The sequence below is a fragment of the Paenibacillus sp. 2KB_20 genome (assembly GCF_052115765.1).
Taxonomy (GTDB): Bacteria; Bacillota; Bacilli; order Paenibacillales; family Paenibacillaceae; genus Paenibacillus_AQ.
This window is the reverse complement of the sequence record NZ_JBFRHH010000007.1, coordinates 371,487-386,754: the sequence shown is the minus strand read 5'-3', so window position 1 is coordinate 386,754 and position 15,268 is coordinate 371,487. Positions and strand designations below refer to the sequence as shown.

Here is a 15,268-nt window from a genome sequence, read left to right as displayed (position 1 = left end):
GTGGCCGGATTGCGGCCACTTTTTAAGGTCCAAACTCTATTTTGCGTAATCCACCGCTCGGGTTTCCCGGATAACGGTGACTTTGATATGACCCGGATAATCCAGTTCATTCTCAATCGTTTTGGTAATGTCGCGTGCCAAGCGGAATGCTTCAGCATCGTCGATTTTCTCAGGCTGTACCATGACACGAACTTCACGTCCTGCTTGAATGGCATAGGATTTCTCAACGCCTTCAAAGGATTCGGAAATTTCTTCGAGCTTCTCAAGACGACGGATATACGTCTCAAGCGTCTCTCTGCGTGCTCCCGGTCTGGCAGCAGACAATGCGTCAGCTGCGCCAACCAGCATGGCAATAACCGAAGTTGCTTCACAATCACCGTGATGAGAGGCAATGCTGTTGATAACCACCGGATGTTCCTTATACTTCTTCGCCAGCTCCACGCCGATTTCAACGTGCGATCCTTCCACTTCATGATCCAGCGCTTTACCGATGTCATGCAACAGTCCTGCCCGTTTCGCAAGCACGATGTCTTCGCCCAATTCGCCGGCCATCAGGCCAGTCAAATAGGCCACTTCCATGGAGTGTTTCAACACATTTTGTCCATAGCTTGTACGGAATTTCAGTCGACCCAGAATTTTGATCAAATCTGGATGCAAACCGTGAACGCCAACCTCGAAGGTGGCTTGTTCTCCATACTCGCGAATGCGTTCGTCCACTTCCTTGCGGGATTTCTCCACCATTTCTTCGATACGAGCCGGATGAATCCGTCCGTCTGCCACGAGCTTTTCCAAAGCTGTACGGGCAATTTCACGGCGAATCGGATCAAAACCGGAGAGAATAACAGCTTCCGGAGTATCATCGATAATAAGGTCAATCCCTGTAAGGGTCTCAAGCGCACGAATGTTTCGGCCTTCACGTCCGATAATCCGGCCCTTCATTTCTTCATTCGGCAAGGTGACTACAGATACCGTGGTCTCAGCTACGTGATCAGCCGCACAGCGTTGAATAGCCAGCGTGATGATCTCGCGTGATTTCTTATCTGCCTCTTCCTTCGCCTGCTGCTCGATTTCTTTAATCATCTGAGCGGTTTCATGACGAACTTCCTGCTCAACATTACTGAGAATAATGCTGCGGGCATCCTCCATCGACAGGTTGGAGATGCGCTCCAATTCTGTCGTTTGTTTCTTGTAAATGGCATCGATTTGCTGCTGGGTCTCTTCTATTCGTTTCTCTTTGTTCGCCACTTGTTCTTCTTTACGTTCCAAAGATTCTATTTTTTTATCCAGCGACTCTTCCTTTTGCAACAATCTGCGCTCCTGCCGTTGAATTTCATTCCGGCGCTCACGAGTGTCTTTTTCAGCTTCGGCTCTGATTTTATGAACTTCGTCTTTAGCTTCGAGAACCGTTTCTTTCTTCAATGCTTCTGCTTCCTTCTTCGCACTTTCTACGATCTGCAAAGCGGCATGCTCGGCACTGGAAATTTTAGCTTCTGCAAGGGATTTGCGAATAAAATAACCGAACCCAAAGAATATAGCGGCTACAACGAGAACGATTATGATCCACCAAATGGAATCCATCTGATCACCTCCTCGTTGGTTCCTCCAAGGCATTCCTTGGGAAATGTGCAATTGTCAGGTTACTCATTCATACATAAAATTTTCCGGCAGTGGAAGCTGCCGTCCATACTGCGAACGCCGTATCACGTACGCAAATTCCGCCTTACCCAGCGGAATACATTTCACTATGAATTGGCGATTTAAGAATCTTTCACAAAGTAGTCACTTTTTTGGAAGGAAAAAGGATTCTAATTTATGATAAAAAGATTCATATTTATTTTAGTATTTATAAAAAGATATTGTCAAGGGAAAGCAATGGGTAAACGTCAGTTTCATCCAACGAAACCATTTCTTTCACGAAAAAGTGCCCAATTTGCCCTTTATTCGAAATCTTCCAGTCCATCGTCCCACTCACCCTGTTGCTGATCCTCATCGACCAGACGTTTGAGTACCTGACGCACCTGGTCCCCGCCGAAGCCCCTACGCATTAAATATGCTCCCGTTTTACGTTTGCGATCCAGCATCTCCCCATGGGTTTGCTTCCATTTTTTCCGTCCCACGGCGAGCGCGCTCTCCAATTCGGCATCTGCACTGATCTCGCCCAATGCCTCGGAGATCAGCTCCGTGCCGATTCCCTTCTGTCTCAGTTCCTGCTTGACCCACAGCCGTCCCTTCTTATGGCTGGTCATTCGCTGCTCTGTCCACATCTTGGCGTATAACGCGTCATCAATCAGCTTGTCCTTCTCCAGGCGCTCCAGCGTCGTCTCCACGCTGCTCGGCTCGAAACCTTTTTGCTGCAGTCGCTGGGTGATCTCCTTGGCTGTTCTTGGCTTCCTAGCCAGATGATTCAACGCCTCTACGTAAGCCCGCTGTCGCTCGTCGGCCACGATAATTTCTTCCAACTCTTCCTTACGAAAAACATTTCCCTTGAACATCCGGTATTTCAGCATTACATCTTCATGAACGGTCATGAGGTACGGACCAAACGCGATTCGGTATCGATGTTTGGGCTTTTTCAGCATTTCGACTGAAGTTACAACCAAATCCTCGTGAGCCGGAAAATGCTCAATACCTGATGATTCTGCCTGCTCCGACATTTCTTTATTCTCTTCTTCCATATGTCGCTCCTCTCACTACCGCGCCATCCTGAGTAAAATAACCAAGACTGACTCTCAATTCTGGATAAATGCAAAGAAGACCGTCTGGTGTTACAAACACCGGACAGTCCTCAACACTTAATCGTTAACCAGCAATTTACTATTCTACTTTAAACAACTCTTGCTCTTCTATTTCCTCTTGTTCCTTATCCTTCTCGGAAGGCTCAGGAACAGCCGTAGTCAGATTGCTCGCTTCACGGATTTTGTTCTCGATAACACTAGCAATCTCCGGATTCTCCTTCAAGAATTGCTTCGCATTCTCACGTCCTTGGCCAAGACGGTCACCTGCATAAGAATACCATGCACCACTCTTATCCACGATATCGAGGTCCGTTCCGATATCGATTAGGCTTCCCTCTCTAGAGATGCCTTCACCGTACATAATATCAAGCTCAGCCTGTTTGAAAGGTGGCGCTACCTTGTTCTTAACAACCTTAATCCGTGTGCGGTTACCCACCACATCGTTCCCCATCTTGATGCTCTCAATTCGACGCACATCCAAACGAACCGTCGAGTAGAACTTCAGAGCACGTCCGCCTGGAGTCGTCTCAGGGTTACCAAACATAACACCAACCTTCTCACGAAGCTGGTTGATAAAGATGGCAATCGTTTTCGATTTATTAATAGCACCCGACAATTTACGAAGAGCCTGGGACATCAGACGAGCTTGCAGACCCACGTGGGAGTCCCCCATGTCGCCTTCAATTTCAGCTTTTGGAACAAGCGCAGCAACCGAGTCAATAACGATGACATCCACTGCACCACTGCGTACCAGAGCTTCCGCAATTTCCAACGCCTGCTCACCCGTGTCCGGTTGGGAGAGCAGCAATTCATCAATATTAACGCCCAGTTTACTTGCATACGATGGATCCAGAGCATGCTCGGCATCGATAAATGCAGCCTGTCCACCAGCCCTCTGAACTTCCGCAATAGCATGGAGGGCTACTGTTGTTTTACCGGAGGATTCCGGTCCGTACACTTCAATAATCCGGCCTCTAGGCAAGCCGCCGGTTCCTAAAGCTATATCCAATGCCAACGATCCGCTCGGCACAATCTCAACTTGCATGTGGGTGGATTCACCCAGTTTCATGATGGAACCTTTTCCGAACTGTTTCTCTATCTGACGAAGCGCCATTTCCAGCGCAGCACGACGATCTGACAATTGTTCCACAACCCTTCACTGTTGATAGTCATATCATACCTTGTTTTGACACGTTTGCCAAGCTTTTTTTCGAACATACATTCGTTTTTTTTTATTCAACGCCCCTTCCGGTATATGCTCCATCCCCTATGTATAAAGAACAAGAACCGTGGCAACATCATTCGATATGCCACGGTTCTTCCGTATTTCCCATTATACTTGGAACTGTTCGTTAATTCAAGAAGAGGTACCAAGCAAGGTGTAAATTATTTACTTTTTTTGAAAAGCGGATATCTCTATTTTTGCAAAATTAATCTTGTTTGGAGGCAACAAGACGCTGCCAAAGCCGGTAGAGCAGCGCCTTCGTCGCACGGAGCCGGATCGTCTCACGGTTACCCTGGAGGTGCAGCTCATGCACTTCTGTTTCTTTTCCCCGTTGAGACAATCCGATGTAAACAAGACCTATAGGCTTGCGTTCAGCGTACCCTGGACCTGCTACGCCCGTTACCGATAAACCAAAGTCGCTGTCGGTTACCATCCGAACATGATCTGCAAGCGCTTCGGCAACCTCCGCACTGACGGCTCCCGGCGCATCATCCCCCTCGAGCAGCGCATGCGGGATATGCACAAGCTTCTCCTTAATCTGGTTAGTGTAACAGACGATCCCGCCAAGGAACATCGATGCGCTGCCGGGGATGGAGGTCAGCGTCTCCGCTACAAGGCCTCCCGTGCAGCTCTCCGCGGCGCTCAGCGTCCAGCTATGATCTGCCATCATATCCACGATAACCTTCTCAATGGGCACATCCTCGTTAGCATACATAAACTCAGGGCCTCTCTCCTGGATCCGGGCTTCCAGTTCATTCAGCCGGACCATCGCCTCAGCCTCGCTGGAGGCCTTCGTGGAGATTCGGACGGTGACCTCCCCTTCCTTGGCATACAATGCAATCGTCGGATCGGTCTGGGCCGTAATCAGGTCTTCCAGGCGCTTATCAAGCGCGGACTCCCCGATGCCTGCGAATTTGAGCATCTTCGAATAGATGGGAAGCTCTCCCGTAAGCACATGCTGCAGAAGCCAAGGCTTGGCCTCCTGTTCAAACATCGGCATCAGTTCTTTCGGCGGTCCCGGCAACACAATATAATGAGTGCCTTCATACGATACCGCGTTCCCGACGGCGAGGCCTGTTTCGTTCGGAAGCGGAGTCCCTCCCTCGATAGCCAGGGCCTGGCGCCGATTGTTCTCGGTCATTACGGATCCCCGTTCTTGGAAGAAACGTTCGATCCGGTCCATAGCCATCCGATCAATATGCAATGAACGATCCAGAAAGGATGCGAGCGCATCCTTCGTCAGGTCATCCTGTGTGGGGCCCAGGCCGCCGGACAGAAGCACGATATCGGCTCTGCTGCTGGACAGCCGCAAGGTCTCCTTGAGCCTCTCCATGTTATCCCCGACAACGGTTTGATAGTACACATCGATTCCCATTGAGGCAAGCTGTCTGGACAAATACTGTGCATTGGTATTCACAATCTGTCCAAGGAGAAGTTCGGTTCCAACTGCAATGATTTCTGCTTTCATGATTCGTCGATCCTCCTGTATCTTCTATCTCTTCACAATACTCGCCACTCGCCGTCACAAATTTATTACCCTGCGGAAGAAAAAAGCAATAGGATAGCTCCTATTGCCGTTATGCCCCGGTACCTTTAAGAAGATGCCTGTTCTGGACAAAATATTCGATTCCCGAATAGATCGTAATTATCGCGGCAGCCCAGATTGCAATGACATCAAACGGAATTCCCAAGAATACAAACGGGAAATTATTGATCAGAAGCGCGACAATTGCCACAATCTGAATCACCGTCTTGATTTTTCCTGATTGACCTGCTGCAACGACGGAACCTTCCAGGAGCGCAATTTGTCTCAAGCCAGTAACCGCGAATTCTCTGCTGATAATGACAACAGCAATCCATGATTCACATTTCCCCATCTCCACAAGCGATATGAGGATAGCTGCCACCAGCAGTTTGTCCGCGAGCGGATCCATAAGTTTACCCAGGTTTGTCACCATATTGTTTTTCCGGGCCAAATACCCGTCAATCCCATCCGTGCTTGCAGCAAGTATGAATATCAAAGCCGCAATCAATTGGTTATAGGGCAGGACAAAATCATTCCATACAATAGGAGCCGGATAAAAATCAAAATCCACCAGCAGAAAAATCATCATGACAGGGATCAAGCAAATGCGGGCCAACGTGATACGATTGGGTAAATTCATGGGGCAACCTCCCTTGCAACGGGTTGTCTTGAAATTTTCGCAGACCCCGCGACTGTTATCCATCTGTACTTCAATAGGGTCGCTCTTCCCAAGAGCCTAAAGGGTTTGAAGCGTGAAGCGCTGTCTGTCATATTCATCCCCCAGTGATCTATGTATACGTTAATCCTTATATATCGTTTTTTAGTATAATATTTCCGCTCACGCCCTGTCAAAAGAAACAACCTGTCCATCCAATCCTACGTGAGCCTGTGACGGCGTTTATTTGAAATTGGTGAACTGCAGGTCCAGAGAAAGATCCGCTTTGCGAAGCAGCTGCATGATCTGTTGAAGATCGTCCTTGTTTTTTCCGGTTACCCGAATTTGGTCACCTTGAATCTGACTCTTGACCTTCAGCTTGGAATCACGGATCAATATATTGATCTTTTTCGAATTTTCTTGATCGATTCCTTGCTTTAAGGTCAAACGCTGGCGAACCGTACCCATGGAAGCCGGCTCGATCTTGCTGTACTCCACATTTTTCAGCGACAAGCCCCGTTTCACCATCTTGGTTTGCAAAATATCAATAACGGCGTTGAGTTTATACTCATCATCGGATGCAATGACCAGTGCGTCCTTGTCCAGCTTCAAGCTGCTCTTGCTGCCCTTGAAGTCAAAACGGTTCTCAATCTCCCGCTCCGCCTGATTAACCGCATTACTAAGTTCCTGCATATCCATTTTGGATACGATATCAAATGAATTTTCTGAAGCCATGGTGAATCCTTCCTTTCATTAACGATAATGCTTCTATTATAGGTAAAACATAGAGACAAGTCTAATCCCATTAAGGATCGGCGGGTTGATCTGGAACGAAAAAGACTCCGCTTATCGCCAACACCCGGCGAAAACGAAGTCTGCTCCTTCAACTGCTAGCTTTCTCATCCTGCACCGGACGGCGGAACATGCTCAATATACCAAGCAAAATATGTGCCAGTCCAAAGCCTAATATGCCATATCCCCAGTCGCTTGGAATCAAATAATAGCCCAAGAGGCTGACGATGACGCCTAATCCGAATATAATCCAGTTGACCGTCACAGAGCAACACCTCTTCCATGAAGCGAAATAACAGCATGCAGCTGCATGCTGTTATGATGGCCTGGAGGTGAGACAATTATTCTACATCCGTAGTGCCTGTAGAGTCAGTAGTACTGGTATCCGTATTCCCTGTGGAACCATCTGCCGGCTCCAGCAAGATACGCGACGTTGATTTCCCATCTGTTACGGGCTGGCCGCCAACCGTAATGGTGGTTGCAGCGGAATTCCCCGATTTCACGTAGAGTCCCTGGCTATCCAGGTCAAAGCTGAGCGCAGCACCATTCTCAAGCATTTGGAAAGCCAGCTTCTCCCCGGAGGTATTGTAACCACGATACACTTCTACCCAGCTCTTTCCTTCACTTGTTGCCACAATTTCAACCTTCACAGACGAGCCTGATACCTTAAATACGGTGTTCTTGCCTTCCGTCCGGTCCTGCGTCACCGTAGTTGCTCCAGGCGTTGTATTCCCTGGTTCATCGATGTCCGTGCCATCTGTTCCATCCGTTGCGTCTTTTCCTTCACCGTCTGTGCCTTCGTTACCTGTACCGTCCGTGGCGTTATCGCCGCCCTGCGCGCCGTCACCTGGCGTGGCGGGATCCGTATTGCCAGAATCTTCCGGCTTTTGCGCTTGATCCGTCTGCGTCTGGTCATTATTGCTTACCTGAGGTTCATCCTTAGGCTCATTCGAATTGATTGCCACCAAATATATGACGACAACGATCAGAATCGGGAATGTCCACATCAGCAGAGTAGGCAGCCATTTCATGTTCCGTTCGGCTGAAGGTCTGGTGGCACGCTTTTGAATAACCGGCTCCATGGTCGCTTCCGGTTCGGATTTAGGCACATCCTGTTTATGGCCTTCAAGCAGTTCGTCTGGGTCAATTCCCACCGCTTCCGCATAGGTTTTGATGAATGCCCGCACGTAAAAACTGCCGGGAAGTACTTTGTAATCCCCTGCCTCGATGGCTTCCAAGTATCGCTTGCGTATTTTTGTCATTTCCTGCACATCATCAAGGCTCATCCCTTTTTGTAGACGCGCCTCCCTCAATTGCTGTCCCAGTTCGGACATGCCATCACCTCCTACTTTAGAATTTCGTGGTCAAAGTCAAAAAAATATTATAAATCGTCACTATAAGAGCCCGTGAACGTATCATAAACGATTTCCTCTTCCGGATTGTTTCGCAATTCGATTATAATGTCGAAATCATCATAGGAATATTCGGATTCGCGAACAAAAATATCCGGATGCTCGATCACCTTCGTGCTCCCCATCCCCATAATATCCTGCAGGAGCTGATAGTGGCGCTCATTCGATCGGATCGTGCTGACAATCCCGTCAATGATGAATACGTTGTTCGAGTTCATCTCGTCCTCAGAGAGTTGACTGCGAATGGTTTGGCGGAGCAGCGTAGAGGAGACAAACGTCCAGCGCTTCATCGCGCAGACACTGCCAGCGATAATGGACTCGGTTTTGCCGACGCGAGGCATTCCGCGAAGACCGATGACCTGATTACCTTCCCTTTTGAACAATTCACCCAAAAAATCAACAAGTAAACCGAGCTCATCACGCGTAAAACGAAACGTTTTACGATCATCCGAGTCCCGGTCAATATATCGTCCATGTCGGACAGCCAAAATATCCACCAGTTTTGGGGGTCTCAAGGCTGTTACCGTAATATTTTTCATTTTGTTTAACATTTTGCCCATCAGGATAATTTTTTCTTCATCATCCGTTTCCAGCAGCATTCCGCGAGTTTGGCCTTCAACGCCGTTAATTGTCAGGATGTTGACTTCGAGCATACCTAACACGGATGCAATGTCACCGAGCAAACCAGGTCGGTTCTTATGTATCTTGTATTCCATGTACCATTGATTCGATTCCACAAAGACACCTCTTTGCACTTCTTTTCCATCAATATTCGACAAATTTCAGCGAAAATCGCACGCAAAAACAGGTCAAATGAAAAATGGGTCACGTTAATGATATATAAAATAAAAATGAAAGGCAAGTATTAACGATGACATGAAAATTACATTCTTTTTTCTTGACAAAAAGCCCCCGTTGGCGGGGGGCTCTTTGCAAGAGGGTTATGCGTTGTTCTTGGCCAGTTTCACCATCAGACGCGCGATAACGTGGCGTTCTTCCTCGTTACCTACATCCCACAATTCTTTCAGTGCCCGGTTGGATGAGTTTTGCGGATCAACCTTCTCATCAAGGAAATCACCAATCTCATAAGCCAGCTGAGAAATGGTGTCTTCACTCATACCCGCTTTCTCGGCTTGAACGACACGATCGCCCAGGAATTTCTTCCAAGAATCAAAGTTTTTGATTACGGATGACATGAGTTAAATCCTCCTTTTGCGTGGTGGCAATTCAGATTTAAAGTAACAATAGTAATATGTCCCCGTAACCAATACCTTATGAGTGGTGAATTGCACCACGAACTTACGATCAGGTCACCCAGCCGCCATTTGGGCTGATCACTTGCCCGGTAATGTATCCCGACTCGGGCAGCGCCAGAAAATACACCAGTGATGAAATCTCATCCGGCTGTGCCAATCTGCCGACCGGAATTTCATCCTCCAGCATGCGGATTTCATCTGATTCCAGATGCCCCAGCATGGACGTATCCACCACGCCGGGTGCAACGGCGTTCACCGTCACGCCTGATGGGGCAAGCTCCTTCGCAAGGGCCTTCGTAAAGGCGTTGACGCCGCCCTTGCTTGTTGAATACAATACCTCGCAGGAGGCACCCGATAACCCCCAGATCGAGGACACATTGATAATCCTGCCAAACCGCTGGGAGATCATACGCCCCATAAACGCCTGGGAACACAGAAACATCCCTCTCAGGTTAATGGACATCAAAGTGTCCCACTCCTCTTCCGTCACGTCAGAGAGAAGCCCATAATGGGATACCCCGGCGTTGTTTACCAGGATATCGGGCTCCATATCATGACTCTGCAGCTTCTCTTTCATGCGCAATATCTGCTCTTTGTCGCGAAGGTCCGCAGATACGGTTAATACCTTAGCTCCATAGCCCATACAGCGACGGGCAACTTCATTGGCCGCTTCATGCGAATTCATATAGTGAATAACCACATTCATGCGTACCGAGGCAAAGCGCTCGGCAACAGCCGCACCAATGCCTCTGCTCGCACCGGTGATCAGCACCGTCATTTCCCCGATCGGTTTCAGTTCTCTTCCCATGTCTTGCTTCATTACGGACTCACAACGATCGATACGGCCAATTGATCCCAATCGACATGCTCCTGCAGGCGGCGGTTTACATCATCAATGGTAATGGATTCATAAACCGAAAGAACTTTGAAGAAATCCACCCCGCGGAATTGATAGCGAGTGAATTCATGAGCAATGTTTTCCGGGGAATTGAGCATACGCAAGTATCCGCCCATTTTCTTTTTGCGGGCACGTTCAAAGTCGGAGACCTGAAATCCGGTTGCCTTTAGCTTATCCACCTCTGTGCGGATGCGCTCCAGCAGTTGATCCGGATCCTTCGTATCTCCGCCAACCGCAGAGAACGCATACTGGGGTGAACTGTTATACTCATGGCCGAAGCTGTCGGAAATCAAATCTTCGTCATATAGCTGCTGATACAATTCCGTACTGGATCCGAACAGGAGATCCATCATCAGCTTCGTTGTCAAATCGCGTCGCAGCTGCTCCTCGGCCGTTAAACCGATCTGCTTCTCCTTGAAGCCGAACAGGCATTTCGGAAGTGATACAGCCAGGCGGCTCTCTCTCCGCTTCTCTTCAACTCCCTGCGGCTCCGGATCGAATAAACGCTCAATGGAGCCTTGCTTCTCATACGATTTCGCGGCTTGATTCGAACGGATCAGGTTCATCGTTTCTACAGGATCTACGCCACCCACCACGAACAGCAGCATGTTGCTCGGGTGATAAAACGCATTGTAGCACGTATACAGATCTTCCTTCGTAATCGTCCCGATGGATTCAACCGTACCGGCAATATCAATATGCACCGGATGCACCTTATACATCGCTACGATCAGACCGAAGTATACGCGCCAATCCGGATTGTCCTGGTACATGTTGATTTCCTGGCCGATAATCCCTTTTTCCTTCTCCACGTTCTGATCGGTAAAATAAGGGTTCTGCACGAAATTGATCAGTGTCTCCAAATTTTCATGGATGTTCTCCGTGGCAGAGAAGAGATATACGGTCTGGTCAAAGCTTGTAAAGGCATTCGCCGAGGCACCGTTCGAGGCAAACTTGGCAAAAATGTCGCCTTCCGGCTCCTCAAACATTTTGTGCTCGAGAAAATGCGCAATGCCATCAGGTACGCGAGTTTCGGACTCGCCTTCGACCTTGAAATGGTTATCCACCGAACCGTATTTGGTTGCGAAGGTCGCATAAGTTTTCTGGAAGCCGGGTTTAGGCAGCACGTACACGTGCAGCCCGTTATCCATCACTTCGTAGTACAGCGTCTCCTGCAGGTTGTCATAATGAATGCTCTCCACCGGCTATTCCTCCTTTTGACCTTTCAGGAAATAGATCGTATCCAGCGAAAATGCCGCAGCCGCCTGCTTCACATCATCCACTGTAATGCCTTCCACCTGCTGCAGCAGCTCATCCGGCGTACGTTCCCGGCCTGACAGCGTTCGATTGAAGTCATAGGCAATCATCTCAAAGGCCGAATCCTGCATTTCCTTAATTACGTTGCGAATCATCGCTTTCGTTTGGGTCATTTCGATATCCGTAATGGCACCCTTAGCCATGTCATCAAGCTGCTGGCGAATAATTTGGACGGCCTTCTCGAAATTTTGAACTTCGATACCGGACTGAATGGTAGCAATCCCTTTATGACCGTCATATCGGGACGACGCGTAATACGCCAGACTTTCCTTCTCCCTCACGTTAACGAATAGCTTTGAATGCGGGTAACTTCCCAAAATCCCGTTATACATGAGCGCAGCGGCATACTCATCATCGCCGTAAGTAATCGTGCTTCTCAGGCCCATGTTGAGCTTGCCTTGATTAATGTCCAGCTTCTCCACAACCGTCTGCGTCTCGCTCGCGACCGTTCGTGTGGTGGAAGGGACATAATCCTTACTTCCGGTTCGGTTCAGTTTAAAATGCTCCTCTACGAGCTTCTTCACCTCATCCAAACTCGTATCGCCAACTACATACAGATCAAGAACAGATTCATTAAGCCAATTCTGATAGGACTCATACAAGCCTTCCGGCGTGATACCGTCAAGATCCTTCCGTTCTCCTAACGGATGCAATCGATACGGTTCGTTCTTGCACATGACCTCATTGCAGCGTTCCGCGGCGTAACGAATCTTATCATTGACGATGGACTCCAGCTTCTTGCGGACCGTGTCACGCTCGGTCTGTACATAAGATTTGCGGAATGCGCCATTCTCTAGCACAGGCTGGGTGAAAGCTTCACCCAAAAAAGCAAATGAAGAGCGCAGCAGGCTCTCCGGACTCTTAACAAAAGAGTCATTGATCGTATCCATGCGAAAGTGCACGATCTGATAATCGCCACGCTTATACACGTCAAATCCAAATCCGGCGCCATATAACTGCTCGAGCTGCTCTCGGAATGCTCTTGTTTCCGGGTATGAAACGGTTCCTCTGCGCAGCACAAAAGGTGTAAGCGCGGTCGAGGTCACGGTTTCTTCTGCTAACGGACTTCCGGCGTAAAGCGATATCGCAAATGTCTTGAATCGGTTGGTCGGCAACACGTGAATTCGTATTCCTCCGGCCATACCGTGTTCAAATTCCGTTTTCGTCAAGGTCCATATCCCCTTACATCATGGATTGTCGTTGCCATAATTTACTTCATAGATAACTTTCATTCTAACCCATTGCAAAGTGAAGAAGCAACCGAAGACAGGCCCCGGTTGCTGTTGTTTGCGGCTTACATACAGAAGATATGTTGACCGATGGTTTTGACTTGAGGGCGGGTCCATATCCATGGCGAGGTCGCTGTTTTCGGATTAAAGTAATACAGACAGCCCCCTGTCGGATCCCAGCCATTTAGCGCCTGCTCTACGGCTTTCCGCGCCTGCTCGTTCGGCTCAAGCCATATTTGACCGTCAGCTACAGCGGTAAAGGCTCTCGGCTCAAATATAACCCCATGCGGCGAGTTAGGGAAGCTTGGAGATTTCACTCGATTGAGAATAACCGCCGCTACGGCAACCTGGCCTTCGAACGGTTCTCCGCGCGCTTCACCATAAACGGCATTCGCCATGATCCTTAAATCGTTGTCTGAAAGTCCCATGGTATTCGAAGAGGCTAAGTTGTTATTGCCGCCTTCCTTGTTGGATGTACCGCCGCCCGCACCGGCCGCTGCTCCGCCCCCACCTTCATGAAGCTTCGGAGCGGTCGGACGGAAATCCTTGGTTGCATTATACAGTTTAAGCTTGACCTTCGGACCTACGATACCGTCAACCTTCATGCCAAACTCCGATTGGAACCATTTAACGGATCCTTGGGTTTTGGAACCGAATACGCTATCGATTTTGCCATGATAAAAGCCCAGGTATTTCAGACGGCCTTGCAGCTCATACACATCTTCGCCGGTAGAACCAAATTTGATGGTCTGCTGGCTAAAGGTTGGCAAAGCTTCCTGAAGATTTGAATGATCTGCTTTAAGGCCTCCCTGAGCGAAGACAACGGCAGATAACAGGATCGCAATGCTGATCAGAATCCAGATTCTTGAGTTTTTCATGCTGCGCTCTACCTTTCTCTTGTGGTTTAACAAGCCTCGCTACCGTTATTATGACAAGCCTGCCAGTTTCCTATGCACCTGTTCGGCGAGAGGAACGAACGAAGACGGTACATCATTGAAACACAAAGAGAGCTGTCCTCTAAGGAACAGCTCCTTGTCGTTCGGAGTAGAGTTAACGATCCTGCACCGATTTATTCAGATGTTCTGCCAAGTTCTACACACGCCATGACCAACGCTCCGACCCCATGAAGATCATTCTCGCATTGCTGCCTTTCCACATAGTGCTTATAATCGCCGACACCTGTGCCGATGCAGATTTTAGGCATAACCAGATGCCCCTGATCATTCATATATACGGATTGGGCCAGGCCAGTATATCCGTGTCTTGCGTGCGATATCAGGGAAGAATCCAGGTAACCGAGACGGATTCCTTTGGCTAAGGTATATATGAAGAGACTGGAGCATGAGGTTTCCAGCCAATTGTCCTCCCGGCCCCCTTTATCTATAACCTGATACCACAGCCCGGTCAGTGGATCCTGATAACGCACCAGCGCCTCACTTAATTCGCGGAGCACGACAGCCAGTTCTTCCCTCGCCGGATGATCCTCAGGCAGTAACTCAAGGAATTCCACGATCGACAGCGCATACCAGCCTAACGCGCGTCCCCAAAATTCCGGGGATTGTCCGCTAACCGGATCTGCCCAAGGCATCGTTCTGCTCTCGTCCCAAGCATGATAAAATAACCCGGTTGCCTGATCCTTGGTATGGGAACGCATCAGCCTCTCCTGGAACAGCACCTCGTCAAATAAATGCGGCTCGTTATACTGCTGCGCATATTTCATCGTGAACACGCCACCCATATACAAGCCGTCCAGCCACATCTGGTAAGGATAGCGATCCTTATGCCAGTATCCTCCATCCGTGGTCCGATTCAGCGTAGATAACAGACGGAGCAGTTTATCAGCGGCAGCCCTGTACCGATGTTCGGGACATACAGCATCCAGCTCCATCAGGAGTTGGCCCGCTTGAACGGAATCCAGTTCCCCCCGCTCCAGCAGCAGATTCCCGTTGGAGTCCACCAGATGATCGACATAACCCTTTACGTAATCCAAAAACTTTGACTCACCGCTAAATTTCCACAATTGAGACATGCCAACCAGAAATACGCCCTGGTGGTAATGCCACCGCCCTGCAGGCGGCAGCTGCTCCGGCGAATACGTTCCCATGATCGATTGACAAGCCTTGGTGCCAAGTTGTAGGGGTGATAAGGTTAACGGTCCTTGCTGCTGAATAGGATTGGACATATGTGCTCCTCCTCTTTTTTCTAACCATCGTTCCAACAACTC

At 48.9% G+C, this 15,268-nt stretch carries 15 protein-coding genes; all 15 read right to left on the bottom strand.

Annotation, left to right across the window (positions count from 1 at the left end):
• Positions 1-36: 36 nt before the first annotated feature.
• Positions 37-1,578: a ribonuclease Y gene (gene rny, locus AB4124_RS20705; protein ID WP_441974028.1), complete on the bottom strand. Its 1,542-nt coding sequence runs from the start codon at positions 1,576-1,578 to the stop codon at positions 37-39.
• A 359-nt stretch (positions 1,579-1,937) separates the two neighbouring features.
• Complete coding sequence (locus AB4124_RS20700; protein WP_441974027.1) at positions 1,938-2,675, bottom strand: regulatory protein RecX; 738 nt, start codon at positions 2,673-2,675, stop codon at positions 1,938-1,940.
• A gap of 139 nt (positions 2,676-2,814) precedes the next feature.
• Complete coding sequence (gene recA / locus AB4124_RS20695; protein WP_076324928.1) at positions 2,815-3,876, bottom strand: recombinase RecA; 1,062 nt, start codon at positions 3,874-3,876, stop codon at positions 2,815-2,817.
• Between the two features lie 289 nt (positions 3,877-4,165).
• Positions 4,166-5,428, bottom strand: a complete 1,263-nt coding sequence (locus AB4124_RS20690; RefSeq protein WP_441974026.1) for a competence/damage-inducible protein A — start codon at positions 5,426-5,428, stop codon at positions 4,166-4,168.
• A gap of 109 nt (positions 5,429-5,537) precedes the next feature.
• Positions 5,538-6,125, bottom strand: a complete 588-nt coding sequence (pgsA, locus tag AB4124_RS20685) for a CDP-diacylglycerol--glycerol-3-phosphate 3-phosphatidyltransferase (protein WP_076324930.1) — start codon at positions 6,123-6,125, stop codon at positions 5,538-5,540.
• A gap of 258 nt (positions 6,126-6,383) precedes the next feature.
• Complete coding sequence (locus AB4124_RS20680; protein WP_076324931.1) at positions 6,384-6,875, bottom strand: YajQ family cyclic di-GMP-binding protein; 492 nt, start codon at positions 6,873-6,875, stop codon at positions 6,384-6,386.
• Positions 6,876-7,023: 148 nt separating this feature from the next.
• On the bottom strand, positions 7,024-7,197 hold the full coding sequence (locus AB4124_RS20675) for a DUF4175 domain-containing protein (RefSeq protein WP_144023504.1): 174 nt from the start codon (positions 7,195-7,197) through the stop codon (positions 7,024-7,026).
• A gap of 76 nt (positions 7,198-7,273) precedes the next feature.
• Positions 7,274-8,266 (bottom strand): RodZ domain-containing protein, encoded by a 993-nt coding sequence (locus AB4124_RS20670; RefSeq protein WP_441974025.1) that lies wholly within the window; start codon positions 8,264-8,266, stop codon positions 7,274-7,276.
• 47 nt (positions 8,267-8,313) lie between these two features.
• A complete protein-coding gene (locus AB4124_RS20665; RefSeq protein ID WP_076324933.1) occupies positions 8,314-9,081 on the bottom strand; it encodes a DUF3388 domain-containing protein in 768 nt (255 codons plus the stop codon).
• Between the two features lie 204 nt (positions 9,082-9,285).
• Entirely contained in the window at positions 9,286-9,540 is a 255-nt protein-coding gene (locus AB4124_RS20660) for a DUF3243 domain-containing protein (RefSeq protein ID WP_076324934.1), read from the bottom strand.
• Positions 9,541-9,649: 109 nt separating this feature from the next.
• Positions 9,650-10,420 (bottom strand): elongation factor P 5-aminopentanone reductase, encoded by a 771-nt coding sequence (ymfI, locus tag AB4124_RS20655; protein WP_441974196.1) that lies wholly within the window; start codon positions 10,418-10,420, stop codon positions 9,650-9,652.
• Entirely contained in the window at positions 10,420-11,700 is a 1,281-nt protein-coding gene (gene yfmH / locus AB4124_RS20650; RefSeq protein ID WP_441974024.1) for an EF-P 5-aminopentanol modification-associated protein YfmH, read from the bottom strand. Before yfmH ends, ymfI begins: the two co-directional genes overlap by 1 nt.
• A gap of 3 nt (positions 11,701-11,703) precedes the next feature.
• Positions 11,704-12,984, bottom strand: coding sequence for an EF-P 5-aminopentanol modification-associated protein YfmF (yfmF, locus tag AB4124_RS20645; protein ID WP_441974023.1), 1,281 nt, complete (start codon positions 12,982-12,984; stop codon positions 11,704-11,706).
• A gap of 125 nt (positions 12,985-13,109) precedes the next feature.
• Positions 13,110-13,922 (bottom strand): spore cortex-lytic enzyme, encoded by an 813-nt coding sequence (gene sleB, locus AB4124_RS20640; protein WP_339266170.1) that lies wholly within the window; start codon positions 13,920-13,922, stop codon positions 13,110-13,112.
• A 191-nt stretch (positions 13,923-14,113) separates the two neighbouring features.
• Entirely contained in the window at positions 14,114-15,226 is a 1,113-nt protein-coding gene (locus tag AB4124_RS20635; protein WP_441974022.1) for a glycoside hydrolase family 88/105 protein, read from the bottom strand.
• Positions 15,227-15,268: the final 42 nt, after the last annotated feature.